This is a genomic window from Arthrobacter bambusae (genome assembly GCF_030812595.1).
Taxonomy (GTDB): Bacteria; Actinomycetota; Actinomycetes; order Actinomycetales; family Micrococcaceae; genus Arthrobacter; species Arthrobacter bambusae_B.
Map to the genome: position 1 here is coordinate 19,852 of NZ_JAUSSZ010000019.1, position 23,407 is coordinate 43,258.

At 64.8% G+C, this 23,407-nt stretch carries 22 protein-coding genes; 5 read left to right on the forward strand and 17 right to left on the reverse strand.

Annotation, left to right across the window (positions count from 1 at the left end):
- The first annotated feature begins 81 nt into the window (after positions 1 to 81).
- A complete protein-coding gene (locus tag J2S96_RS18480; protein ID WP_306866770.1) occupies positions 82 to 1,023 on the forward strand; it encodes a metallophosphoesterase in 942 nt (313 codons plus the stop codon).
- Between the two features lie 4 nt (positions 1,024 to 1,027).
- On the opposite strand, the gene J2S96_RS18485 is transcribed toward J2S96_RS18480, so the two are convergent.
- Positions 1,028 to 2,611, reverse strand: coding sequence for a stealth family protein (locus J2S96_RS18485; RefSeq protein ID WP_306866774.1), 1,584 nt, complete (start codon positions 2,609 to 2,611; stop codon positions 1,028 to 1,030).
- A 53-nt stretch (positions 2,612 to 2,664) separates the two neighbouring features.
- Entirely contained in the window at positions 2,665 to 3,573 is a 909-nt protein-coding gene (locus J2S96_RS18490) for a hypothetical protein (RefSeq protein WP_306866776.1), read from the reverse strand.
- Positions 3,574 to 3,743: 170 nt separating this feature from the next.
- Here J2S96_RS18490 and J2S96_RS18495 point away from each other — a divergent pair, with 170 nt between their 5' ends.
- Together J2S96_RS18495 and J2S96_RS18500 are read left to right on the forward strand one after the other, a co-directional pair.
- Positions 3,744 to 4,043, forward strand: coding sequence for a type II toxin-antitoxin system VapB family antitoxin (locus J2S96_RS18495; RefSeq protein ID WP_059388531.1), 300 nt, complete (start codon positions 3,744 to 3,746; stop codon positions 4,041 to 4,043).
- Entirely contained in the window at positions 4,036 to 4,770 is a 735-nt protein-coding gene (locus tag J2S96_RS18500) for a LytR C-terminal domain-containing protein (protein ID WP_306866781.1), read from the forward strand. Before J2S96_RS18495 ends, J2S96_RS18500 begins: the two co-directional genes overlap by 8 nt.
- Positions 4,771 to 4,834: 64 nt before the next feature.
- On the opposite strand, the gene J2S96_RS18505 is transcribed toward J2S96_RS18500, so the two are convergent.
- From J2S96_RS18505 to J2S96_RS18565, 13 genes are all read right to left on the reverse strand, one after another.
- The gene (locus J2S96_RS18505) at positions 4,835 to 5,467 is read right to left on the reverse strand and encodes a TetR/AcrR family transcriptional regulator (RefSeq protein ID WP_306866784.1); all 633 of its coding nucleotides are present in this window, start codon (positions 5,465 to 5,467) and stop codon (positions 4,835 to 4,837) included.
- Between the two features lie 71 nt (positions 5,468 to 5,538).
- Positions 5,539 to 6,153, reverse strand: coding sequence for a DUF2510 domain-containing protein (locus tag J2S96_RS18510; RefSeq protein ID WP_306866786.1), 615 nt, complete (start codon positions 6,151 to 6,153; stop codon positions 5,539 to 5,541).
- Between the two features lie 95 nt (positions 6,154 to 6,248).
- Positions 6,249 to 6,947, reverse strand: coding sequence for a DsbA family oxidoreductase (locus tag J2S96_RS18515; protein WP_306866788.1), 699 nt, complete (start codon positions 6,945 to 6,947; stop codon positions 6,249 to 6,251).
- 179 nt (positions 6,948 to 7,126) lie between these two features.
- Entirely contained in the window at positions 7,127 to 7,657 is a 531-nt protein-coding gene (locus tag J2S96_RS18520; protein ID WP_306866791.1) for a GNAT family N-acetyltransferase, read from the reverse strand.
- Between the two features lie 62 nt (positions 7,658 to 7,719).
- Positions 7,720 to 8,718 (reverse strand): sugar phosphate isomerase/epimerase family protein, encoded by a 999-nt coding sequence (locus J2S96_RS18525; protein WP_306866794.1) that lies wholly within the window; start codon positions 8,716 to 8,718, stop codon positions 7,720 to 7,722.
- 50 nt (positions 8,719 to 8,768) lie between these two features.
- A complete protein-coding gene (locus J2S96_RS18530; RefSeq protein WP_306866797.1) occupies positions 8,769 to 9,968 on the reverse strand; it encodes a Gfo/Idh/MocA family protein in 1,200 nt (399 codons plus the stop codon).
- 9 nt (positions 9,969 to 9,977) lie between these two features.
- Positions 9,978 to 11,114, reverse strand: coding sequence for a Gfo/Idh/MocA family protein (locus J2S96_RS18535; RefSeq protein ID WP_306866801.1), 1,137 nt, complete (start codon positions 11,112 to 11,114; stop codon positions 9,978 to 9,980).
- Positions 11,111 to 11,854 (reverse strand): sugar phosphate isomerase/epimerase family protein, encoded by a 744-nt coding sequence (locus J2S96_RS18540; RefSeq protein ID WP_306866804.1) that lies wholly within the window; start codon positions 11,852 to 11,854, stop codon positions 11,111 to 11,113. Before J2S96_RS18540 ends, J2S96_RS18535 begins: the two co-directional genes overlap by 4 nt.
- 51 nt (positions 11,855 to 11,905) lie before the next feature.
- Positions 11,906 to 12,799: a carbohydrate ABC transporter permease gene (locus tag J2S96_RS18545; RefSeq protein WP_306866807.1), complete on the reverse strand. Its 894-nt coding sequence runs from the start codon at positions 12,797 to 12,799 to the stop codon at positions 11,906 to 11,908.
- On the reverse strand, positions 12,799 to 13,779 hold the full coding sequence (locus J2S96_RS18550; protein ID WP_306866810.1) for a carbohydrate ABC transporter permease: 981 nt from the start codon (positions 13,777 to 13,779) through the stop codon (positions 12,799 to 12,801). Before J2S96_RS18550 ends, J2S96_RS18545 begins: the two co-directional genes overlap by 1 nt.
- A 12-nt stretch (positions 13,780 to 13,791) precedes the next feature.
- Positions 13,792 to 15,108, reverse strand: coding sequence for an ABC transporter substrate-binding protein (locus J2S96_RS18555; protein WP_306866814.1), 1,317 nt, complete (start codon positions 15,106 to 15,108; stop codon positions 13,792 to 13,794).
- A gap of 107 nt (positions 15,109 to 15,215) precedes the next feature.
- On the reverse strand, positions 15,216 to 16,016 hold the full coding sequence (locus J2S96_RS18560) for a hypothetical protein (RefSeq protein WP_306866816.1): 801 nt from the start codon (positions 16,014 to 16,016) through the stop codon (positions 15,216 to 15,218).
- On the reverse strand, positions 16,013 to 17,149 hold the full coding sequence (locus tag J2S96_RS18565) for a Gfo/Idh/MocA family protein (protein WP_306866819.1): 1,137 nt from the start codon (positions 17,147 to 17,149) through the stop codon (positions 16,013 to 16,015). Before J2S96_RS18565 ends, J2S96_RS18560 begins: the two co-directional genes overlap by 4 nt.
- Before the next feature lie 178 nt (positions 17,150 to 17,327).
- On the opposite strand from J2S96_RS18565, the gene J2S96_RS18570 reads away from it, so the two are divergent.
- Together J2S96_RS18570 and J2S96_RS18575 are read left to right on the forward strand one after the other, a co-directional pair.
- Positions 17,328 to 18,548, forward strand: a complete 1,221-nt coding sequence (locus tag J2S96_RS18570) for an ROK family transcriptional regulator (RefSeq protein ID WP_306866821.1) — start codon at positions 17,328 to 17,330, stop codon at positions 18,546 to 18,548.
- A gap of 83 nt (positions 18,549 to 18,631) precedes the next feature.
- Positions 18,632 to 19,828 carry an MFS transporter gene (locus tag J2S96_RS18575; RefSeq protein WP_306866824.1) on the forward strand — a complete coding sequence of 399 codons (1,197 nt, stop codon included), beginning with the start codon at positions 18,632 to 18,634 and terminating at the stop codon, positions 19,826 to 19,828.
- A gap of 94 nt (positions 19,829 to 19,922) precedes the next feature.
- Here the strand turns inward: J2S96_RS18575 and aceB are convergent, their stop codons facing one another.
- Together aceB and aceA are read right to left on the reverse strand one after the other, a co-directional pair.
- The gene (aceB, locus tag J2S96_RS18580) at positions 19,923 to 21,575 is read right to left on the reverse strand and encodes a malate synthase A (protein ID WP_306866827.1); all 1,653 of its coding nucleotides are present in this window, start codon (positions 21,573 to 21,575) and stop codon (positions 19,923 to 19,925) included.
- Positions 21,576 to 22,032: 457 nt separating this feature from the next.
- The gene (aceA, locus tag J2S96_RS18585; RefSeq protein WP_306866828.1) at positions 22,033 to 23,352 is read right to left on the reverse strand and encodes an isocitrate lyase; all 1,320 of its coding nucleotides are present in this window, start codon (positions 23,350 to 23,352) and stop codon (positions 22,033 to 22,035) included.
- Positions 23,353 to 23,407: the final 55 nt, after the last annotated feature.

A 23,407-nucleotide genomic window follows, 5' to 3' on the forward strand; every position in this document is an offset into this window, starting at 1 on the left:
ACGTTAGCCTTTTGTCTGGTTGGATTGGCTTTATTGGGACTGAAACTGGAGGCGCCGTCTCCTACCGACCCGAAGGTAGTAATGGAGCTCATCGAGGCCGAGCACCCGCGGCCAGGACACATACTTCTGCACCTTAGCGACTCCCATTTGTTGGGAGGGTCGGAACCCCTTTACGGTTCGGTCGACAGCGAAGCCCACCTTCGGCAGCTCTTTTCGGAAGTGCACGCGTCGAAGGTCCGGCCCGACGCCGTGATTTTCACGGGCGACCTCGCCGATCAGGGTGAGCCCGGTGCCTACGCCAAACTCCGCTCAATCGTCGAGCCTGCCTGTCGCGAGATGGGCGCACGGGTGATCTGGGCGATGGGAAACCATGATGACCGTGCCAATTTCCGTGCAGGCCTGTTCGACCAGAGCGACAATGACGCCCCGGTGGATCACAGCTACTTCGTCAACGGGCTGCGGATCATCACGCTGGATACCTCCGTGCCTGGCTTCCATCATGGTGAGCTGAGCCAGAGCCAGCTGGACTGGTTGGGATCGGAGCTCGCAACACCTGCCCCGGACGGCACCATCCTTGCACTTCACCACCCACCGGTCCCGAGCGTCCTGGATCTCTCCATCCTCGTGGAGCTTCGCGGCCAAGCGGCCCTGGCCGACGTCGTGCGCAACTCGGACGTCCGTACGATCCTGGGCGGTCACCTGCACTACTCCACCACAGCCATGTTCGCGGGTGTTCCGGTGTCGGTGGCTTCCGCGAGCTGCTACACGCAGGACCTCAACGTTCCGCAGGGCGGCACCCGCGGCCGGGATGGCGCCCAGGCATTCAACCTGGTGCACGTCTACGAGCAGACGATCGTGCATTCGGTGGTGCCGTTGGGCAAGTCGCCGACTGTCGGCGAGTACGTCAGCCCGGAAGCAACCCGGCGTCGGCTGGCCGAAGCCGGCATCAGGATTCCGCAGCGTCCTACGCACGAACGCGGTTCCAGGGCCGACGCCAAGCACCCGGAAATGACCCGCCGCTAGCGGACTACTTCTCCCACGGGGCCTTGACGGGGAAGTACTTCTCCATGAAGTCCGTCACGAGTCCGGCCCGTTCATCGGCCGCCACTTCGGGGAAGCTGCCGTCGTTGAGGCAGAAGAAGTCCACGTTGCGTTTGGCGAGCAACGTGGGCAGATAGTGGAGCCCGGACCACAGGGTGGTATCCACATACCTGACTTTTGCCGACGTCTGCGTCACTGCCCGCCCGGTGAGCAATGAGTAATAGTGGTAGAACGAGTTGGTCACGGAGATGTTGTCCGCCGCACGGAACCTGCTGGCCGCCGTCTTGGCGAACTCGTTCGGAAACTCGCGCTCCATCTCTGCGATCACGCTGCGTCGAAGAGGCGCGGCGGTGTGCTCCAGATGGCGTGTGGTGATCCGCCCGAAGCGCTCCCGGAGGAGCTTCCTGTTGACGCGGGCCGCGTTTTCGAAGCCGCTGCGCTCGGCGTCGTTCTCTCCCAGCCCGATCCGGGTGGAGGCTTCGATGAACTTCGTGATTCCGCCGGGAGTGAAGAACATGTCCGGTGCTACGGGCCGGCCGAAGAACATGTCGTCATTGGAATACAGGAAGTGCTCGGAAAGACCCTCAATGTGGTGCAGCTGGGATTCCACGGCTTGGGAATTGTGGGTGGGCAGCACTGTGGGGTCCTTGAAGAACTCCTCGCTGCGTACGATCTTGACGCTCGGGTGCTCGGCAAGCCATTCCGGCGCGGGAGAGTCCGTGGCGATATAGATCCGGCGTATCCAGGGTGCATACATGTAGACGGAGCGCAGGGCATATTTGAGCTCGTTGATTTGCCGGAAGCGGGCCTCGTGGGCGTCGCCCTCGCCAACGACTGCGTCTTTCATCTGCTCCCGACGCGCCGCAATGTAGGCGGGGTCATTGCCGTCCACCCATGAAAAGACGATGTCGACGTCGAACGAGATGTCGCTCGCGTGATCCGCGAACATGTTCTCGATGGTCGGCCAACTTAGCCCGTGGCGTTCCACCGTGCCCCGGACAGCGTCCTGGCGCAGCATGGTTCGCCGGGTCAAGGAGTTTTCAACCGGCAAGACGAGCTGGTCACCGGCGAACTCCCACAACTCCAGTTGAACGCCGAGCGAGGGGCCGTATGTCAGCCCGCCTCCGGGTTCGACGCGCGGACGGAAGAGCCGGAAGATCCGGGCCTTCCGGTTGTTGGACAGCTCGCCGTCGGCCACCAGCAAGGTGGATTTCTTCCTGGCATCCACGGTCATGGAATAGAACGGCTCGTTCCGGAAAGCGGAGACCAAAGCCTGGCGCAGTTTCTTCCGGAGTTTCCAGTCGACGGCGATCACGGGCCGGTGGTCGTTGCCGCGGACCAGGATGAAATCCAGCCCGGCCGACTCCAGTGCAGCCCGGATGACGAGAAGGTCTTCGACCATCGCCTGCTGCGGAGTGCGGTTCTGGTTCAGCAAGCTATAACGGCCGCGTTGGCGAACGACGTCGGCGCGGTGCTTCAGGCGCGCGTCGACTGCGGGCGACGTCGGTTCGGGAACGACCGCATCGTCGTCGGATGCGGGGCTACCGAAGTAGATTGCTTGCTGGTCCATGTCTGTGATGGCTTTTCTCCGAAAAGGTTGTGGTTGAGGCGGACTTGGTGGCCTTAGCTCCCGAAGGCTTCACGCCAACTGCGCAGGAATGCGCCTCCGGCGTCGTCGTGGATGACGTCCTCGCCCAGGCCGAGATCCGTGGCCGTAAGAACATCGTAGGGCTTGTTGGGGACGCCGTCCGCCGGCCGGACATCGACGTGTTTGACGCTGTGGTCATTGTGGTGGAGCCAGTCCGCCATGGCGTAGTCCGTGCGCGAATCGCCCACTGTCCGCCAGGCCTGCGGGGTGATTCCCTGGGCGGCGAGGAGCTCCACGGCGCGGCTCGCGCCGAGATCCTTGCCGAGCCGGACGGACTCGATGTCCGTGGAGATGATGGTGGGATCAAGCCGGTAGTCAGCGGTGTCGTCGGATTCCGGCGCGTGGTGATCCAAGAGCGCTGCGGAGAGCCCGTGCCTGCCCATGAGCTCCAAGGCATCGGCGTCGAAGAGCTTCTGCTCGGCCAGGTAGTCATCGCTTGAAACGTCCAGGTGCTGCTCGACAGACACCATGGCGCGCTTTGTCTCATCGAAGAACATGTGGGTGGCGTAGTCCTCTGCCACCATGCGGCGCACGTCGTCGCCGTAGGCCTTCGGAACGGCCAGATCATGGTCCACGTGGATGGGTCCCGCGCCGCCAGCGGTGTAGCTGAACCACACCGCACCCTTTTCGCAGATCGCGTGGACCACGGTTCCCTCGGGCATTCCGGCGGCGATCATGGGTGCCATGACCTGCTCGCGGATGAAAGCGTCCGAACGGCCGGTGTTGAAAATGACGGGGATCCCTGCGGATGCCAGGCCCACAAGGTCAGCAATGATTCCGGGCTTCACGTCGCGCGTCACGGGACTCGCGACGGGGCCATCGACGTCGAGGAGGAGTGCGAGGGCGGGAGCAGCCGGGTGTGTGCCTGGCATTGAAGCAGTCATGAACCCATTCTGTCAGTCCGGCGTGATGGCGGCAGCGGTGTGACGGCCGACGGCGGGAGGCGGCGCCCGTTCAGCCCGTTTGGTCCGTCAACGATTACCTTTTGGCCACAACCTTGGTGGCCGACTTCTCACAAGTTCCCTTGGGCGCCTTACTTCTTTAGGCTTGCAAGGTGATCTTCAAAGCCGTGGGCGAGGGACGCCCGTACCCTGACCATGGTTTCTCCACGCCCAAGGACTGGGCCTCGCTCCCGCCCCGTCCTGTCCGGCTCGACGAGCTTGTCACCACCAAGCGCACCCTTGACCTTGAAGCTCTTTTGGCCGAGGACTCTACCTTCTTCGGCGACCTTTTCCCGCACGTTGTGCAGTACCAAGGACTGCTCTATCTCGAAGACGGCCTCCACCGTGCTGTCCGCACCGCCCTCCACCAGCGAACGGCCATCCACGCCCGGGTGCTCGTGATAGATGGTTAACGAAACAATCCCGGAAGAGCAGGTAGCAGTGCCCGAGAACGCGGATCCGAGGAAGAACCGCAAGCGTCCCGGTCGTCAGAAGGACCCGACGATCCTGCACGGGCATCGGGTTGTCACCGGTCCGGAACTCCGTGCGACTTTTGCCGATACTCCCGGGCCTGAGAGCCATGCCGGATGGTTCAGCCGGCGGCTCTTGCACGGGATCGTCCTCGCGCTGCTCGTCGGTGTGGTGGTTGCCGGACTCGTGGGCGCCTGGGCGGTCATGAACGGCGTGATCCGCTTTCCCTCCGCCGCCGCAAGCCCGGCTCCGGCAGTCGTGTGTCCCACCGCTGTTTTCGACTACATGCCGAATAACAAAATCAGCGTAAACGTCTACAACGCCGCTGGCAGGGCCGGCCTTGCCAAGGGCGTAGCGGACCAGTTGAAGGCCCGCGGATACAAGGTTGGCACAGTCGACAACACCACCACCAGCTACACCGGCACGGCAATGGTAGTTTCGGGATCCAGCGGCCAAGCAGCGGCGTTCAACATCCAGAGGAACATCGCGGGCACCGACTACTTCCAGGACCAACGCACGGACGCTTCAGTGGACCTCATCCTGGCCTCCGGCTTCTCGGCATTGGTACCACCGGAACTCGTGGACAATACCCCCGGCAAGCTCAGTTGTCCCCGCCTGGAGCAGCGGATCGCGGACAACGCGAAGCTGCCGCTGCTTCCGACGCCTTAGCCCCGCGGCCCTGGCCCCCCCGGCCGGCCCTGGCCCCGCAGCCGGGTCATGCCAAGCGCGCGGGTCATGCCAAGCGCGCGGGCCGCCCGTCGTCGTCGAACCTTGCTCCCGCGCCCAACTGGATGAACCGCACGGTCTGGACGAGGCGCTCCTCAAGCTCCGATCCGTTCGCCGCGTTGCCGCGTGCCGCGCTCGAGGAAAGCGTTCCGTGGATGAGCCTGGCGAGCTGGCCGACGTCGGTGGCCGGGAGGTAACCGGAGGCGATGCCGTCACTCAGGATGTCCTGGAGCAGCAGGTTGAGTTCGCCCACGTGATCTGCCAATTTCGAGAACGAGGCGGGCGAGAGGACCGCCGCCATGGCAGGCCCCGGCGGGAGGTGCCGGCGGCTCAGGTCTTCCACTTGGGCGCGCACGTAAAGGGCCAAACGGTCCACCGGGTTCTGCAGTGCCGTAAGGGACTCGCGCAGGTCGCCCAGGAACCGTTCGGTCTCGTCCAGGGCGTACGCGATGAGGAGCTGTTCCATGTCGGCGTAGTAGTTGTACACCGCGGTCCGGCCGACCCCGGCGTGCCGCGCGACGTCGGTCATCGTCAGACCGGGCAGGCCATGGGTGAAAAGCAGTTCGCCGAAAGCCGTCAGGACCCGGCGTCGTGTTTCAGCGCGTTGCGCCGCATTGCTGGCGGCCGTAATCCTAGGCATACAGACACTTTACAGGGATCTGTCAGCAAAATTGCGTGTGGGGAGCTGACTCTGGGGAGACAGGCCCGAAACTAGTACCCGTACGGGCCGGAGAAGAGGTGGATCATGGACGAGGCATGGGCGAGGCTGATCACGATGGTCACCACATACACGCCGATGAAGGCCCATATCGGCGCCAACCCCCTGCCGGGCGCGACCTTCCGCACCACCACGGACCTGCCGATCACGTAGACCGCGAGGTTGAGGAACGCCCACGCCCAGTGAAAGGGCCGCACGACGCCGGCCCGGCGAAGCCCTTTCCAGTCGAAATAGGCCGCGACGATCGTCGCCGCGTATGCGAGGACGCCGGCTGCGGCGACCACGAAGTACCCGGGCGTAATGATCGAGGATGGGTCAAGTGTCCTGACGCCCCGCACGTAGACAAAGCGTGGAACGGGGTTCCACACGGCGGCCTGCAGCACAACGACCACGAGAGGGGCGGCGACGATGAGCCAAATGAGGGCGTTGTAGACGGGGGTCTGCGGGCTGATCAAAGGGCGCCACCTGCCGGGAGCAGCCACAGGCTGCGCTGCCGGCAGATACCCCGACCAAGCGGTGCCGTCCCACCACAGGGACCTGCCTGATCCGGCCGGGTCCGGATACCAGCCGGGTGCAGGACGTGATTGGTCCATCGGGCGCTCTGTCATCGTGCTCCTCATGTGGGTGGAAGTCGAGCCCCTCCGGGACTCCCTTCTGTATACCCCACTGTGGGCTGTTTCCGACGCACGCGCGTGCGCACGTCCTAGATCGCGCAGCCGTCCGGGCCGCAGGCTTCTGCGTCGGAACTCCCGACGGCGACCAACGGGTTCGCTTCCTGCCATGCCTGCGTCAGGGCCTGGGTGAAGACCTCGGACGGCTGCGCACCGGAGAGTCCGTACTTGCGGTCGATGACAAAGAACGGAACGCCGGTAACGCCAAGCATCCGGGCTTCGGAGATGTCGCTGCGGACGTCCCCTGCGTACTTGTCGGTGCTGAACAACTCCGCGATTTCGGCTTCCGGCAGGCCCAACTCAGTGCCCAGCTTGGACAGGTATTCGGGGTTGCCGATGTCTCGGCCGTGTTCAAAATGGCCGCTCAGGAGCAGTTCCTTGGCTTCGTCCTGCTTGCCGTGGGCCGCAGCCAGGTGGATGAGTCGGTGTGCCGTGAAGCTGTTGGCCACCACGACGTCGTCAAAGCGGTAGTTGAGGCCCTCGCCCATCGCCTGCAATGCCACGTGCTCGAACATCTGGCTGACTTGGGCCGGGTCCATGCCCTTGCGCTTGCTCAGGTAATCGAGTTCCGTGCCGTCGTAGTGTTCCGGGATGCTCGGATCCAACTGGTAGCTGCGCCACTGGATCTCGACCGTATCGCGGTGCGGGAATTCGGCGAGGGCCTTTTCGAACCTGCGCTTTCCGATGTAGCACCACGGGCAAGCGACGTCTGACCAGATCTCAATCTTCATGACGGCGACAACGGGAAGCCGGGCCCGGGCATTCCCACAATGGCCTGTTGGACTGGTCACATGACACGCAGAGCGGTTTTCGACGCGCAAACGGGCTGACGCTACGCGTATACCAGCCGCATGGGTCTCTTTGCGCGTCGCCCGTCCATTTGCGCGTCACTGACGCATCCCCGGCGTTCCTAGAGCGCCCGTTCCATCACGAAATCGTGCTCCACAGTTTCGCCGAGGCGGAACGACTTGGTGCCGACCTTCCTGAACCCGCTCTTCTCATAGAACCGGATGGCCTTGGCATTCTGGCTGTTGACCCCCAGCCACACGCCGGCGGCCCCCGAGCCGGCAGCGCGGTCCAAGGTGGCCTTCATGAGCTCCGCGGCAGCACCCAGGCCATGGTGTTCCGGATGCACATAGCACTTGCTCAGTTCGGTGGAGGGGTTGAGCGCCAAGGCCGAAGCGACGTCGGCATCAGTCGTGGGACGGGCAACGAGCATGCTGTAGCCGCGGAGTTCCCCGGCGGCGTCGATGGCCAGGATGGTGATGGCCGGATCGGCAAGGTACTGGGTGAACTTCTCCGCGCTGAGCGTCCTGCGCAGGTGCGCCGCAATGTCCTCAGGCGAGGATCCCGGCGGGCAGGCGAGCGGAAAGGTGACGGCCGCCAACTCGGCCAGCCGTCCGGCGTCGTCCGCTGTTGCTTCACGGATTGTCTGGCTCATACGGTCCTCTCTGGCAATCGGGCGCACAACCGGCCCTCAAGATTGATCTTAAGGGCCCTTTCCTAGTCCTGGCTGAAGGCGGCGTCGAAGCTGGTTTGGGAGGCGGGGAAGTCGTATTTTTTGAGGTTGGCGAGGGCTTCGGGGGCGCCGTGGAGGCGGTCCATGCCGGCGTCTTCCCATTCGATCGAGATGGGCCCGGTGTAGCCGATCGCGGTGAGGGCGCGGAAGGAGGATTCCCAGGGCACGTCGCCGCGTCCGGCGGAGACGAAGTCCCAGCCGCGGCGGGGGTCGCCCCAGGGCAGGTGGGAGCCCAGGACGGTGTTGCGGCCGGTGGGGCGCAGCTTGGTGTCTTTGCAGTCCACGTGGTAGATCCGGTCTTTGAAGTCCCAGATGAAGGAGACGGGGTCGATGCCTTGCCACATGAAGTGGGAGGGGTCCCAGTTCAGGCCGAACGCTTCGCGGTGTCCGATCGCTTCCAGGGCCCTGACGGTGGTCCAGTAGTCGTACGCGATTTCGGAGGGGTGGACTTCGTGGGCGAAGCGGACCCCGTTTTCGTCGAAAACGTCCAGGATGGGGTTCCAGCGGTCGGCGAAGTCCTGGTAGCCGGCGTCGATGACCTTTTCGGGGACGGGCGGGAACATGGCCACGTATTGCCAGATGGAGGAGCCGGTGAATCCGACGACGGTGTCCACGCCCAGGGCGCGGGCGAGGCGGGCGGTGTGTTTCATTTCCTCGGCGGCGCGTTCCCGGACGCCTTCGGGGTCCCCGTCGCCCCAGACCTTGGCGCCGACGATGGCTTCGTGGCGGAAGTCGATGGGGTCATCGCACACGGCCTGGCCCTTGAGGTGGTTGGAGATGGCCCAGACCTTGAGGTTGTACTTGTCCAGGACGGCGAGTTTGGAGTCGACGTAGCCGGGTTCGTCCCAGCGCCAGGCGTCCAGGTGGTCGCCGGACACGGCGATTTCCAGGCCGTCGTAGCCCCAGCCGGAGGCGAGCTTGGCGACTTCTTCGAAGGGCAGGTCGGCCCACTGGCCGGTGAACAGGGTATACGGGCGGGGCATGGGTTCTCCTTGCAAGAGGTTCGGGGGTGGAAGGCCGGAAGTCCGGGTTCTCAGCGAGTGGACACCTGGATGATGGCGGACTTGGCGTCGGAGGATTCTTCGATCGCGGCCAGGACCCGCTGGACGGCGAGCCCGTCCTCGAACGAGGGCGACGGCGGGGTCCCGGCGTCGATGGCCCTGAGGAAGTCGCGGATTTCGTGGGTGAAGGTGTGCTCCCAGCCGATCACGTGGCCCTGCGGCCACCAGGCGTCCATATAGGGGTGCTCGGGTTCGTTGACCAGGATCCGGCGGAATCCTTGCTCCCGGACGGGTGCCGTGGCGTCCAGGAAGCCCAGCTCGTTGATGGACTCCAGATCGAAGAGGATGGAACCCTTGTCGCCGTAGATCTCCATTTTCAGGGAGTTCTTTTGCCCGGTTGCCATGCGGGAGACTTCCACCGAGGCGACCGCTCCGGAGGCCAGGATCAGCGTGGCCCAGGCGGCGTCGTCGACCGTTACTCTTTCCGGGCCGTCCGCGCCGGGGCGGCTGTCCACGAAGGTGTGCAGCCGGCCGGAGACCTCAGTGACCGTGTCCCCGAGCAGGAAGAGCACCTGGTCGATGGTGTGGGAGGCGATGTCGCCCAGTGCCCCGGACCCGGCGGTTTCCTTGTTGAGCCGCCATGTCATGGGCGAGTCGGCGTCCACGAGCCAGTCCTGGAGGTAGGCGGCACGGACGTGCCGGACTGTGCCCAGCCGTCCCTCGGCGATGAGTTCCTTTGCGAGGGCGAGGGCGGGGACGCGGCGATAGTTGAATCCGATCATGGACTGGACGCCGCGCGCGCGGGCGGCACGCGCGGCATCCGCCATGGCTTCGGCCTCTGCCAGGGTATTGGCAAGGGGCTTCTCCACGAGGACGTGCTTGCCCGCTTCCAGCGCCGCAGTGGCGATTTCGGCGTGCATCCATCCCGGGGCGCAGATATCCACGATGTGGATGTCATCGCGCTCCAGGACGGTACGCCAGTCCGTGGCGGACTCACTCCACCCGTACTTAACCGCTGCCTCGGCAACCTGTTCCGCGTCCCGGCCCACGAGCACTTTCTGCTCGAAGGCCGGAACATCGAAGAAGCTGGCCACATTCCGCCACGCGTTCGAATGGGCCTTGCCCATGAATGCGTAACCGATGGCGGCGACACCGAGGGGCGTGTTCCCAGCGTTGGTACCCTTCGGGCTGGTGACGTCCCGAAACTGGGGGCTAGGGGAGGAGCTAGTCATGAGTGATTCCTAGAGGGTGGCGGCCATCGGGTCCCAGTCCTCGGGGAGGGCGGGGGAAACGACGGCGGAGCTGTCGACGCCAACGAAGGTGCCGGTTTCGGCGGACTCGGCGATGGAGACCAGGGTGTCCACAACGTGGTACGCGAGGGCGCCCTGGGCGCGGTGCGGAACACCGGCCCGCAGCGAGCGGGCCATGTCCAGCACGCCCATGCCGCGGCCGTTCGCCGGGCCGGTGGCGGGGATGATTTCCGCTTCCGTGGCGCCTGGTCGCCAAAGCTTGAGGTCGCCGTCGAAGTAGTTCGGATCCGGCACTTCGAGCATGCCTTCGGTGCCCGAGATTTCCACGAAGCCCATGCGAAGGCGCGGGGATTCGAAGCTGTAGACGCTGTGCGAGGACGCGCCGGACTCGAACTGCAGCATGGCGGACACGTGGGTGGGAACCTCCACAGGGAATTCCTCGCCGGCCTTGGGACCTGAACCTACCACGCGGACATCCTTGGCTTTGGAACCGACGGCGGCAACCCGGCGGACCGAGCCGAAGGCCTGGACCAGGGCTGTCACGTAGTACGGGCCCATGTCGAAAAGCGGACCTGCACCGCGGGCGAAGAGGAACGCCGGGTTCGGGTGCCAGGACTCCGGACCGGGGGTCTGGAACATCGTCAGGGCGGTCAGCGGGGTGCCGATGTCTCCGCGTTCGATGACCCGGCGGGCGGTCTGCAGGCCCGCGCCCAGGAAGGTGTCGGGGGCGCAGCCCAGGCGGATGCCCGCGGCGTCGGCCGTCTTCAACAGCGCCAGGCCCGATTCGCGGTCCAGGGAGAACGGCTTCTCGGTCCAGACATGCTTGCCCGCGTTCACGGCCGCGGTAGCGACCTCGACGTGCGCTGCCGGGATGGTCAGGTTGACGATGATCTCGACGTCGGGGTGGTTCAGTGCCAGTTCCGGGCCGCCCCACTTTTCAATGCCGTACTCCTTGGCACGCGCTTCCGCGGCTTCCTCGAACAAGTCCGCGATGACATGGACCTTCAGGTCCGGGAAGACCGTGAGGTTGTCCAGGTACTGCTTGCTGATGTTGCCGGCGCCAATGACGGCGACGCCAACCGGTCCGCGGCGCTCGGACGGCGTGTTCTGGTGGGTTGCGGTGCTCATGCGTTCACATCCTGTGCTGAGTGGAGGAATGCGAGGCTCTGGGCAATGCCTTCGAAGATGTCTCCGGCGTAGTCGTCGAACTCCACGACGCCCACTTCCAGGGACTTGGCGGCAGCAACGACGTCGAGCACCGGGATGATGCCCTGGCCCGCCGGCACCTGGGCTTTCGTGTCCGTGGTGCCGGGGCCGTCCTTGATGTGGATGAACTTCACCCGGTCACCCAGGCGGGCGAGCAGGTCCACCGGGTTCTGGCCGCCGACCGCTGCCCAGTACGTGTCCACTTCCAGGACCAGTTCCGGGTCGAGGAGGCCTTCGAAGTACTCCAGGGCGGTCTTGCCCTCGATGCTGGACTCAAGCTCCCAGGCGTGGTTGTGGTAGCCCACGCGGACTCCGTAGTCGGCACCCTTCTTGGCCGCGGCGTTGAGCTTGGCCGCTGTGGCCTGGATGTCCTCGGCGTTCTGCCAGTGCTCTGCCGGCAGGTACGGGTCGATGACCGTGGCAATGCCCAGTTCCTTCGCAGCGGCGAAAATCTCATCCTGGTCCTGGCTCAGCAGCGGCGCGTGCCCGGACGGTGCGCTGAGCCCGTTCTCCTTCAGCGCAGCGCCCAGCTCCTTGGCTGTGGCGACGAAATTATAGGGTTCGACCTGCGTGAAACCGATCTCGGCAACGCGTCTGATGGTGCCCGGCAGGTCTTCCTGCATGGCGTTGCGCAGGGTGTAAAGCTGGATGGAATAAGGCATGGTTTTCCTTTGCGTTGTCAGTTGCGTGGGATACGAGGCGTATAGCGGCCGCTAGCGGCCGGCGAGGGATCCGCCGATGCCACCGACGCTGAAATACTTGTTCAGGGTGGCGAAGACGATGATGGGCGGAAGCATCATGACGACGGCGAGGGCCATGACGCCGGACCAGTCGGTGAGGTTTTGCTGGAAGAAGGACTGCACGCCCACCGGCAGGGTGAAGATCTCGTTGGAGCGCAGGAACACGATGGCGACGAGGTAGTCGTTCCAAGCCAGCAGGAAGGCGAAGATGGCCGTGGAGAGGATGCCGGGCAGGGAATTGCGCAGCACCACCTTCGTGAAGGACCCGAACACGGAGCATCCGTCGATCCACGAGGCCTCCTCAAGGCTGACCGGAATGGAATCGAAGTATGCCGCCATCATCCACGTGGCCACGGTCATTGTCGAGCCGACGTAGATGATGATCAGGCCGAGCAGGTTGTCCACGAGCCCCATCCCCGCAAAAAGGATGAACAGGGGCACCACCGAAGTGATGATGGGCAGGGACTGCATGACGAACAGCAGCAGGGAGTAGCCGGAGACCGCTTTTGAGCGGCCGCGGGACAGAACGTAGCCGGCGGGTGCGGCCACGGCGACCGAGACGATCACGGTGGAAAGAGTGGTGATGAGGCTGTTTGTCAACCAGGTGCCGGCGAGGGTCTTGGAGAAGACGCCGGTGATGTTTTCCAGGGTCAGGCCGGTGGCGGTGCTGTTCGGACCCGGGGTGAGGGCCAGGACCACCGTGACCATGATCGGAACCAGGACGATCGCGGTGATGGCAAGGATCAGGACGAACCGCCACCAGCGTCCGCGTAGGCCGGCTTCGGAGAGTACCCGGTGGGTCTTCTTGGGTCCCGCGACGCCGAGCGCCGGTCCGGATTCGGGGTGGGCGTGGAGTACTGCGCTCATTATTCGACGCTCGACTTTCGGATCTGTCGGTACAGGAAGACCGACACGACGACGAGGGTGACGGTCATGAGGAAGGCGATAGCGACGCCGGGACCGGTCTGGAAGTCCTGGAAGACGCTGCGGTAGGCCAGCACCACGAGGGAAGTGGTGGCGTCGACAGGGCCGCCGCCGGTGAGCAGGTAGATGGTGGGGAAGTCATTGACGCAGAAGATCGTCATCAGGATCCAGCTGATGTAGGTGGAGCGGGCGATCATCGGCAGGGTGATCTGGGTGAACTGCTGCCACTTGCTGGCCCCGTCCATGCTGGCCGCTTCGTAGACAGTGGTGTCCACGGAGGCCAGGGCGGCGGAGATCATCATCATCATGAAGGGGAAGCTGACCCAGACCTTGAAGACCATGACCATGACGGCGGCGAGGTGGGGGTCGGCCAGGAACAGCGGCGTGCCGAGTCCCAGGTTGCGGAAGATGGAGGGGATGAGGCTGTCCGGGGTGGCGACGAGCCAGTTCCACGCGGTGGAGGACACCACAATCGGCACCACCCAGGGCAGCAGGAGGAGGACCTTGAAGGTGCCGCCCGCCGGGATCTTGGTGCGCAGGAGCAGGGCCAGGCCGAGGCCGACCAGCCAGGAGCCGAAGACACCCACGATAGTGAACCACAGGGTGAACTGTGCGGCCTTCCAGAAGGCGGCCGAGGAGAGGACGGTGGCGAAGTTGTCGACGCCTACAAAGTTGCCGGTGTCGATGAGTGAGCCGTCGTGGGTGGCCTGCACGCCGGCGTAGATCAGCGGGTAGCCGTTGATCAGGATCAGCAGGACGATCGAGGGCAGCAAGAGCCAGAAGAACGTCCGCTTGGTCTGCCCCGACAGCTTGCTCTTACGGTTCAGGCCATCGTTCGGGATGCGGTGACCGCCCCCGGAGCCGCCCGGAGCAAGCCCCCGGCGGGCTCGGGCCAAGCCCGATTGCGCGGTGGTTGATGACATGGCTGGGACCGCTTACTTCTTGATGACGGACTGGAGCCCGGACTGGAAGGCCGCGAGCGCCGTCTTGGCGTCGGTCTTCCCTGTGAGGATTGTTTGCGTGAACTGGTTCAGGGCCTGGCCGCCGTCGAGCACTGCGAGGTTGGCGTTCAGGGAGGTGCCCTGCGCGGCGAAGGTCTTCGCGATCGGCTGGTATTCCTTGACGATCTTGACGTTGTTGGGATCGCCGGCGAACTCGGGCAGTTCGGTGATGGACTTGAAGACCGGCAGCCCGTTCATGAGCTTCTGGCGCCACAGCTCCTTGATCTGGCCCATGTAATAGGTCAGGAATGCCTCGGAAGCGTCCTGGGACGGAGTGTTCTTGTACATCATGATGTTGTTCGGGAACACGAGGGTTGCCTTGTCGCCGTGCGGGCCAGCCATCGGGCTCGCCACGAGGAGGTCTCCGGACGTGTCGCCGACCCGCTTGTCGAGGCCGAGGACGTACATGCCGAAAGCCGCCTTCCCGTCCTTCTTCCACTGGGCGTCGAGGTTGTCCGTTGTGTAGCTGACCGCGGCGGGGTCAATGACGCCGTTCGACACCAGCTCCAGCAGGAACTCAACGGCTTCGACGTTGCGGTCGTTCATGACATCGAGCTGGCCGTCCTTGGTCCACACGCCGCCACCGTTGTTGATCATCATCATGATCATCAAGTGGTTGCCGATGTTGTTGCCCGCACCGGAACCCGTTGCGAAGCCAACGGCCCCGATGCTCTTGAGCTTCTTGCCTGCCTCGAGCAAGCTCGGCCAGTCCGTGGGGACAGAGGCGCCCGCCTTGTCGAAGAGGGACTTGCGGTACCACAGCGGGCGCATGTCCAGCTGCCACGGCACAGCCACGTAGCCCTTGTCCGACTTGAACGGGTCCAGCACACCCGGCAGGAAGTCGTCGAACTGGCCGTTCTTCTTCAGCGCGTCGATGACCTTGTCCGCATAGGCGATCTGGCCTTGCTGCTCGAACTGGAACGCCTGGAAACCACCACCCGTGGAGACTGCAGGACCGGTCTTGGACGCGATGGCCGAGGAGAACGTCTGGTAGAAGTTGTTCCACTGGATGATCTGGTAGCTGGCCTTGCTGTTGGCGCCCGAGAAGCCCTCCACGAGCTTCTTCGCGGCATCGTTGTATGCCGGAGTTCCCCACGGCATGTCCCAGAACTTGATGGTGCCACTGCTGCCAGAGCTTGAGGCGGAACCGCCGCCACAAGCTGCGAGCAGGGGGACAGCCGCGGCCGCCGCCGTGAGGCCCAGGAAGCCGCGGCGGGAGAAGTGACGGCTGGTTTCGGACTGAACATTCATGATGGTTCCTTTCGGGACCGCTGCGCTGGCTGCGCGGTTTCTGCGGTCCGGCTCGTCGTCGAGAAGGTGAATGACTGCATTGGTGCGGGTTGAGGAGAGGTGCGGGTTCAGGAGAGGTGCGCGATGGATTCCGTCAGCCGCGCAAAACCGGCCAGATCGGAGGGAAACGTGCCGGCGTCGAGGTGTTCCTTGAGTCGACGCCACGTGGTGCGGTGGGCTGATTCGTACAGTGTGGGCAGGAGGAGTTCTCCTTGCGGCCCTGTTGCCCGGATTTCTGCCGGCCAGGCGGCAAGCGGTTCGGGAACGGCGATGCTAACGCCGCCGTCGTCGGTGTAGAGACGGAAGTCGACGCCGGCAGGCCGGGCATCGCTCAGCACACCCTGGAGCGAAACCGGGGCGCCGTTCGCGAGCCGGGCGCATAGGGTGTAGCCGTGCGGCCCGCGGCGCACCGCGCGGAGGGCGTTCAGTTCTCCTGTAACGCGGACGACGGCGGCTAGGTGTTCGGTGAGCAGGCGTTCCGGGTCCGTGCCTGCCGCGGCTGTGGCAACGGTGTCAAGCATTGCAGCACGACCGGCTACGGAACGGACGGCGTCTTCGGCCGGAACGAGGCCCGCGTTGGACGCCCAGCGCTGGTCCAGGACCACCGCGACCCGGCCTGCTTCAGCGGCGTCGGAGAGGGTGGCGGTGTTTTCCGGGACCGGGTTGACGACGACGATGCCCAAGGCTCCGCCGTCGATCGCTTTGATTGCCTCGTTGGTCCAGCCCGGGGCGCCGTCGAGGGCGCAGACCCGCGCGGGCTCTCCTGCCGCGACGGGCCCGAAGCTCGCCGGAAGCGAAGCGACCGCAAGTGCTACAGATCCGCTGTCTTCGGCTTGGGCGGTCGCGCTGACCGTGTACTGGGCGCTCATGAGCGGGCTCCTGCATGGCTGTTTGAGTGCTGGGCGTGCTCGGCTGCGGCCTCATCCACTGTGGCATCGGCAATGGCAATCGCGAAGGTGAGGTCGTTGATGAGGCTTTCAGCAGACGGCGGTTGCTTGGTTCCGAGGGCCAATTGGGCCAGTTCGCGCCATTCGCCCTCATAGCCGTTGTGCTCGAACGGTCCGAAAGTGGTGCTCCCGGTATTTTGGTTGCCTGCACGGCGGGTGATGGTCGCGATTGCCGAGCCCGCCTGAACGTAGGAAGGGGTGAAATCCACGCGAAGGGCTGCATCGTCCGAGATCGCTTCGAAGACCCATTCCGGCTTCCAGGTCTTGTTCATGGCGGCCCTGAGTTCGATGATCCGCTCACGTGGGCCCTGTTTTCCGGAACGAAGGGATATCACGTAACCGAAGGGGCGGACATGACGTGCCTGGAGCACTTCGAGGTCTTCGAAATCCGGGGTGAAGCGGCGGACGAGCGGGAGGTCGTGGATGGCCAGTCCCATGATGCCGCCCCGGAGGGCGTCCTTGATGACCTCGACGTTGCTGTAATCGGGAGTGCCGCTGGCCGGCCGGGTGATGATTTCGGAAGCGAAGTCTTCGAACCGGGCGTTCGGCGGGAGGATGATGGAGGAGCGGATGGTGTGGACGTTCTCCGGGAGATCGCCCCAATTGGCCTCTGCTGCGAGCCAACCGGGATCGAAGGTGTGCATTGCCCCCACAATGATCGGAACGCCGGTTTCCTCGCTGACCGTCGAAATCCGGGCCGCTTCCTCGCCACTCATGGCGAACGGCTTTTCACAGAGAACGGCTTTCTTTCCCGCACGGCAAGCCGCGATGACTTGGTCCGCGTGGAATTGGTGCGGGCTGCAGATGGCGACTATGTCGACGTCGGGATCACCCAGGAGGGCGTCCACGCTGGTGCTGTGGTTCGCGCCGACGCGGGCCGCGACCGATTCGGCGATCGCGGCGTCGACGTCCATGATGTGGCGGACTTCCAGGATGTTCCGGAGCCGGGCGAGGGAAGGCAGATGGATTGCTTGGGTGACCGGGCCGGCGCCAAGGATGCCGACGCCGAGGGGCTGTGGGGATCCTAACGGTGCTGCCTTCGAGGGGCTGGACAAGATCAGTTACCTCTTCGTAAACGGAGTCTCGGGAGTTTCAGCGCTGCTTCGTGGGCTACGTGATCCTTCTCACAACACAAGCTACGACGACTTTTGACGATGAGCAAGCAAAAGTCGAAATAAAATCGACAACCTTTTGCTGCGTGACACCTATAAGCAAACGTGCTATCACTGATCCATGACCTCAGCACCCGGGAAAGAGCCCGGCAGGGACGCCCCCGCACAGGACGCCGGAAGCCTTTCGCGTGCAGGAGATCTGTTTCAGCTTCTTCGCGATGGCCAGGCGCGAACCCGGGCCGAACTCGCCCTCACTACCGGACTGGCCCGCTCCACGGTCGCCTCGCGGATCGATGCCCTCATGAACTCAGGACTCGTGGGCCCCGCCGGAGAGGCGAGCTCCAGTGGCGGCAGGCCGCCGTCGCGCTTTGCCTTCAACCCGGCAGCCCGCGTCGTTTTGGCGGTCGACGTCGGAGCGACGCACGTGATCGTCGCTGTCACCGACCTCGGCGGAACAGTCGTCGCCGAGCGCCGGCTCGCGCAGGAAGTCGCTGACGGTCCCGACGCGGTCCTCGACAAGGTGGTGGCGGCAGGGCGGGAACTCTTGGCCGAAGCCGGGCGCTCCCTGGAAGACCTTGCCGGGGTCGGCATCGGGCTGCCCGGCCCCGTGGAACACAAGACCGGCAGGCCGATCAAACCACCGATCATGCCAGGGTGGGACGGGTTCGACGTGGTCCGTTATATGCAGCGCTCGCTGCCGGTTCCCGTCCTGGTGGACAACGATGTCAACATCATGGCCTTGGGCGAACGCACAGCATATTGGCCCGACCACGACAATCTGCTCTTCATCAAAATCGCCACGGGCATCGGCGCCGGCATCATCAGCAGCGGCGAGCTGCAGCGTGGCGCCAACGGTACGGCCGGGGACCTCGGCCACGTCCGCGTCCCCCGCGGCGACGACGTCCTCTGCCGTTGCGGAAACCACGGCTGCCTCGAGGCGCTCGCTTCGGGACCCGCCGTCGCCCGCCAGTTGCAGGCCCAAGGAATCGCGGCCACCAACGGCGGCGACGTGCTGCATCTCGCAGCGGACGGAAACCTCCAAGCCATTCAGGCCCTCAGGCAAGCCGGACGCGATGTGGGCGATGTCCTGGCAACCGTCGTCAATCTGCTGAATCCCTCCATGATCGTCATCGGCGGCAGTATGGGGGATGCCGGTGAGCACCTGGTGGCCGGCATCCGCGAAGTTGTCTATCGGCGCTCGCTTCCGTTGGCTACGTCGGATCTGCGCATCGGCATCTCGATGGCGGGCGACCAAGCCGCGATCCTCGGTGCGAGCCAGATGGTCACCCAGCACGTTTTGTCTCCGGCAGTGATTGAAGCCACGCTCCAAGCAGCGGGGTGAGCGGCGACTTATAGCGGCCCGCCGCGGCATGCCGTGATAGCAATGAAGGTGATGCCTACTGTCCCCGCCCCTCCGTGCGCCGCATGAGCGGCCAATTCCTCGCCAAGGTCCCACGCGGCTGGCTGATCCTGGCATGCATCGGCCTCATCGCCCTCAACATGCGGGGCCCCTTCGTCGCGGTGGCGCCGGTGGTGGATTCCCTGAAACGGGATCTTGGATTCTCACCCGTGGAACTCGGGCTGCTGACGGGCATACCCGTGCTCTGCTTCTCGCTCGCCGCGCCGTTGGCCTCAATGGCCGGGCGCAGGTTCGGCGCCGAATTCGCAGTGATGCTGACGCTTGCGGGGGTACTTGCCGGCGTCGTGATTCGCTCCAGCGGCGGCGGTGTTCCGGTCATGGTGGGTACGGTCATCATTGGCCTCGCCATCACCATCGGGAACATCGCAGTGCCACTCATCATCCGCCGCGACTTCGCGCCGCGCCGCCAGGCGACCGCGATGGGTGTGTACACGGCGGCGCTGAACATCGGATCCTTCCTGACCTCCGTAGCCACGGCACCGCTCGCAGAACTTGTGGGCTGGCGCCTTGCCCTCGCGGCGAGCGCCCTGCTGGCCCTGGCGGCCATCCTGTTCTGGATCCCCACCGTCGGTGCCCGCAGCGCGTTCGTTCCGGCTCCGGTGCCCGCCGCCGAGGGATCGCGGGCCGGCAAGCCCACCGGCGTTGGCTGGCTGACCGTTGGGCTGACGCTCGGGTTCGGCGGCCAGGCATTCTCCTACTACGGCGTGACCGCGTGGCTCCCGAGCTTCCTGGCCGACGAGCTGGGCATGGGCACTGCCCAGGCAGGCGCGGGGTCATCGCTCTTCCAGATTTTCGCTATTGCGGGCGGCCTCGGCGTGCCGCTGCTCGCCCGTTTCGCCAGTACGACGGCGGTGGCGGCCACCTTGAGTGCCTTGTGGCTCACGGTGCCCTTGGGCTTGTTGCTGGCCCCGGGCTGGTGGTGGCTGTGGTCTTCCCTGGGTGGAGTCGCGCAGGGCGGTGGCATCACAGTCATCTTCATCGCCATCATCAAGTTCGCCCGCGACCAGGCCTCGGCGGGCAAGATGTCCGCCATCGTGCAAGGGGTTGGCTACTGTTTCGCGGCCTTGGCCCCCACCATCATCGGCTATGTACACGGCGTTTCCGGCAGCTGGACCGTGCCGCTGCTGGTGCTCCTTGGCTCGGTCGCCGCGTTCTGCGTCTGCACCACCCTTTCCGTGCGCTGGGTGGCCCGGCAACGGTAGGGTCCCTTTAACAGCGGCGAACTGGCAGCAGATGCCCATTCCGCACAGTTTTGCGGTCATCTGCTGCCAGTTCGCGTGCAAAGCAGGCAGCCCTTTACGCGGCTACGAGTTCTTCCTTCGTGGCTTCCTCGCGGGCTTCCGTGAGGTAGCGGGCGTAGGCCGGGATGGTCAGGAAGGTGGGGAATTCCTCGGCGAGGGTTACCTCTTCGAAGATGCTGCGGGCATCGTTGAAGCGGTCGTCGTCGAAACGTTCGAGGCGTGCGAACTCCTCATCCAGCAGGTCGTTGATCCATTCTCGGGTGACCACTTCACCGGTGTCCGTGATGGCGCGGGAGTAGATCCACTGCCAAAGCTGCGAACGGGAGATCTCCGCCGTTGCCGCGTCCTCCATGAGGTTGTGGATGGCCACGGCACCGTTTCCGCGCAACCAGGACTCGATGTAGCGGATGCCCACCTCGATGTTGTTCCGGATGCCGGTCTCGGTGATCGTCCCCTCGGTGGAAGCGACGTCGATGAGCGCACGGTCGTCCGGAATGACATCCTCGCGGGAGCGGTCCAGTTGGTTCGGACGATCGCCGAGTACGCCGTCGAACACTTCGCGGCACACCCGAACCAGATCCGGGTGCGCAACCCAGGAACCGTCGAAACCGTCGCCCGCTTCGCGGGTCTTGTCCGCGCGGACCTTCTCGAACGCTGCGGTGTTTGCGGCCTCATCCTTGCGGTTGGGAACGGCCGCGGCCATGCCGCCGATCGCCATAGCCCCACGGCGGTGGCACGCCCGGACCAGTTGCTCGGTGTAGGAGCGCATGAACGGCTGGGTCATGGACACCTGGGCGCGGTCCGGCAAAACGAACCGCGGGCCGCGGGTGCGGAAGTTCTTGATGACGGAGAAGATGTAGTCCCAGCGGCCGGCGTTCAGGCCCGAGGCGTGATCGCGCAGCTCATAGAGGATTTCTTCCATTTCGAACGCCGCGGTGATGGTCTCGATCAACACCGTGGCGCGGATCGTGCCCTGGGGAATGCCCAGCAAGTCCTGGGCCAGGACGAAGATGTCATTCCAGAGGCGGGCCTCGAGGTGGTTCTCTATCTTGGGCAGGTAGAAGTACGGGCCCTTGCCCTGCGCCAGCAAGCGGCGGGCATTGTGGAAGAAATACAGGCCGAAGTCCACCACGCCGCCGGCAACGGGCTTGCCATCGATGAGCATGTGCTTCTCCGGCAGGTGCCAGCCTCGGGGCCGGACCACGATGGTGGGCAGTTCCTCGGCAGCACGGAGCTTGTACTCCTTACCTTCGGGAGTGGTGAAGTCGATCCTGCGTTCCAGCGCATCGGTGAGGTTGAGCTGGCCTTGGATGACGTTGCGCCAGGTCGGGGTGGAGGAGTCTTCCATGTCCGCCAACCACACTTTGGCGCCGGAGTTCAGGGCGTTGATGGTCATCTTGCGGTCCACGGGTCCGGTGATTTCGACGCGGCGGTCCTCCAGCCCGGGGGCTGGGGGAGCGACGCGCCAGTTCGGGTCGTTGCGGATGTCCGCGGTCTCCGGGAGGAACCGCGGGTCCTGGCCACCCGCGATCTGGTTGCGGCGTCCGTGGCGGGCCTGCATGAGTTCCTGGCGCCGCTCCGCCGTCGCACGCTGCAGCTTCGCAACGAACTCCAAAGCATCCGGAGTAAGAACCTCGTTTTGCCGGGCAATGGGCTGCGCGGTCAGGGTGATCCCGTTGAGGGTGTAATTGTCGGTGAAGCTGTTCATTTGAAAACTCCTAAAGCAAGAAGGAAGTTCGACGGCGGGCTGGGCGGCTGTGGTTGGGTTCGGCCTTCGGACCGGCATCGCTCTGCCTGCTATTCCCCACGTCCCGGTTTCGACCTCGCTGAGCGAGGACGGACCGGGACGCAGGACCCCTTTTACGCAGGCTGCCGCGACACCGGCTCCTTCGGCCTTGTGCCCAAGGTGCCGGAAGGCAGCCGGGCAAGGTGATCCGGAAGCGTGCGTAAAGGGGCCCTGTCCCCGTCCTCGGACGAGCTTTGCGAGGCCCTTGGACGGGGATGGGGATAGCACGCGGAGGATTGCCTTGCCCGGCACCCAACCAGCGCGATCGCATTGCCGGTCCGTAGGCCGGTGGTGACCACTGGCTGGCACACAACCAGCGCGATCGCATTGCCGGTCCGCAGGCCGGTGGTGAGGCGAGCCCACCGTCGACGGGAGTTGGTTAGTGGAACTGGCCTTCTTCGGTGGATCCCACCAGGGCCAGGGTGGATGCGTTCGGGTTGAGCGCAGTCGCAATGTCGTCGAAGTAGCCGGTGCCGACTTCGCGCTGGTGCTTGGTTGCGGTGTAGCCGCGGGACTCGGAGGCGAATTCCTTTTCCTGGAGTTCGACGTAGGCGCTCATGCCTTCGCGGGCGTAGCCGTGGGCGAGGTCGAACATCGAGTAGTTCAGGGCGTGGAAGCCGGCCAGGGTGATGAACTGGAACGTGAAGCCCATGGCGCCGAGTTCGCGCTGGAACTTCGCGATAGTGGCGTCGTCGAGGTGCTTCTTCCAGTTGAACGACGGCGAGCAGTTGTAGGAGAGCATCTGGTCCGGGAATTCGGACTTGACGGCTTCGGCGAACTTGCGGGCCAGCTCGAGGTCCGGGGTGCCGGTTTCCATCCAGATCAGGTCTGAGTACGGGGCGTAGGCCTTGGCGCGGGCGATGCAGGGTTCGATGCCGTTGCGGACCTTGTAGAAACCCTCGGCGGTGCGTTCGCCGGTGATGAACTGCTGGTCGCGCTCGTCCACGTCGGAGGTGATCAGGGTTGCCGCTTCGGCGTCGGTGCGGGCGATGACGACGGTCGGGGCGCCGGCGACGTCGGCTGCCAGGCGGGCGGCGTTCAGGGTGCGGATGTGCTGCTGGGTGGGGATCAGGACCTTGCCGCCGAGGTGCCCGCACTTCTTCTCCGAGGCGAGCTGGTCTTCCCAGTGCACGCCCGAGGCGCCGGCCTGGATCATGGATTTCATAAGCTCGTAGGCGTTCAGTGGGCCACCGAAACCGGCCTCGGCGTCGGCGACGATCGGGACCAGCCAGTCCTCAACGCTCTGCACGCCCTCGGAGTATTCGATCTGGTCGGCCCGGAGCAGCGCGTTGTTGATCCGGCGGACCACCGTGGGAACCGAGTTGGCCGGGTACAGGGACTGGTCCGGGTAGGTGTGGCCGGAGTTGTTCGCATCCGCGGCGACCTGCCAGCCGGAAAGATAGATGGCCCGCAGGCCGGCCTTGACCTGCTGCACGGCCTGGTTGCCGGTCAGCGCGCCAAGGGCGTTGGTGTATCCGCCTGTGGTCGCTTCTTCGGTGAGCTGCTTCCACAGCTTCTCGGAACCGCGCTTGGCGAGGGTGTGTTCTTCGGAGACGCGGCCGCGGAGGCGGACGACGTCGGTGGCCGAGTAATCGCGGGTGACGCCTTCCCATCGCGGGTTGGCAGCCCATTCGAGTTCCAGTGCGGCGGCCTGCTGCTGTGCTGAGGTGGGCTGCCCTGGTTCAAATGCTGCGGTCATTGTTCTGTCTCCTTTGACGCTACTTTGGCGTGTTGCTGAAAATGTCGCCCCGGCC

Bases quoted from the DNA above. Each gene is read 5' to 3' on its own strand.
- J2S96_RS18480 (WP_306866770.1), top strand. From the start codon at position 82: ATGGAGCTCATCGAGGCCGAGCACCCGCGGCCAGGACACATACTTCTG.
- J2S96_RS18485 (WP_306866774.1), bottom strand. From the start codon at position 2,611: ATGGACCAGCAAGCAATCTACTTCGGTAGCCCCGCATCCGACGACGAT.
- J2S96_RS18490 (WP_306866776.1), bottom strand. From the start codon at position 3,573: ATGACTGCTTCAATGCCAGGCACACACCCGGCTGCTCCCGCCCTCGCA.
- J2S96_RS18500 (WP_306866781.1), top strand. From the start codon at position 4,036: ATGGTTAACGAAACAATCCCGGAAGAGCAGGTAGCAGTGCCCGAGAAC.
- J2S96_RS18505 (WP_306866784.1), bottom strand. From the start codon at position 5,467: ATGCCTAGGATTACGGCCGCCAGCAATGCGGCGCAACGCGCTGAAACA.
- J2S96_RS18510 (WP_306866786.1), bottom strand. From the start codon at position 6,153: ATGACAGAGCGCCCGATGGACCAATCACGTCCTGCACCCGGCTGGTAT.
- J2S96_RS18515 (WP_306866788.1), bottom strand. From the start codon at position 6,947: ATGAAGATTGAGATCTGGTCAGACGTCGCTTGCCCGTGGTGCTACATC.
- J2S96_RS18520 (WP_306866791.1), bottom strand. From the start codon at position 7,657: ATGAGCCAGACAATCCGTGAAGCAACAGCGGACGACGCCGGACGGCTG.
- J2S96_RS18525 (WP_306866794.1), bottom strand. From the start codon at position 8,718: ATGCCCCGCCCGTATACCCTGTTCACCGGCCAGTGGGCCGACCTGCCC.
- J2S96_RS18530 (WP_306866797.1), bottom strand. From the start codon at position 9,968: ATGACTAGCTCCTCCCCTAGCCCCCAGTTTCGGGACGTCACCAGCCCG.
- J2S96_RS18535 (WP_306866801.1), bottom strand. From the start codon at position 11,114: ATGAGCACCGCAACCCACCAGAACACGCCGTCCGAGCGCCGCGGACCG.
- J2S96_RS18540 (WP_306866804.1), bottom strand. From the start codon at position 11,854: ATGCCTTATTCCATCCAGCTTTACACCCTGCGCAACGCCATGCAGGAA.
- J2S96_RS18545 (WP_306866807.1), bottom strand. From the start codon at position 12,799: ATGAGCGCAGTACTCCACGCCCACCCCGAATCCGGACCGGCGCTCGGC.
- J2S96_RS18550 (WP_306866810.1), bottom strand. From the start codon at position 13,779: ATGTCATCAACCACCGCGCAATCGGGCTTGGCCCGAGCCCGCCGGGGG.
- J2S96_RS18555 (WP_306866814.1), bottom strand. From the start codon at position 15,108: ATGAATGTTCAGTCCGAAACCAGCCGTCACTTCTCCCGCCGCGGCTTC.
- J2S96_RS18560 (WP_306866816.1), bottom strand. From the start codon at position 16,016: ATGAGCGCCCAGTACACGGTCAGCGCGACCGCCCAAGCCGAAGACAGC.
- J2S96_RS18570 (WP_306866821.1), top strand. From the start codon at position 17,328: ATGACCTCAGCACCCGGGAAAGAGCCCGGCAGGGACGCCCCCGCACAG.
- J2S96_RS18575 (WP_306866824.1), top strand. From the start codon at position 18,632: ATGAGCGGCCAATTCCTCGCCAAGGTCCCACGCGGCTGGCTGATCCTG.
- aceB (WP_306866827.1), bottom strand. From the start codon at position 21,575: ATGAACAGCTTCACCGACAATTACACCCTCAACGGGATCACCCTGACC.
- aceA (WP_306866828.1), bottom strand. From the start codon at position 23,352: ATGACCGCAGCATTTGAACCAGGGCAGCCCACCTCAGCACAGCAGCAG.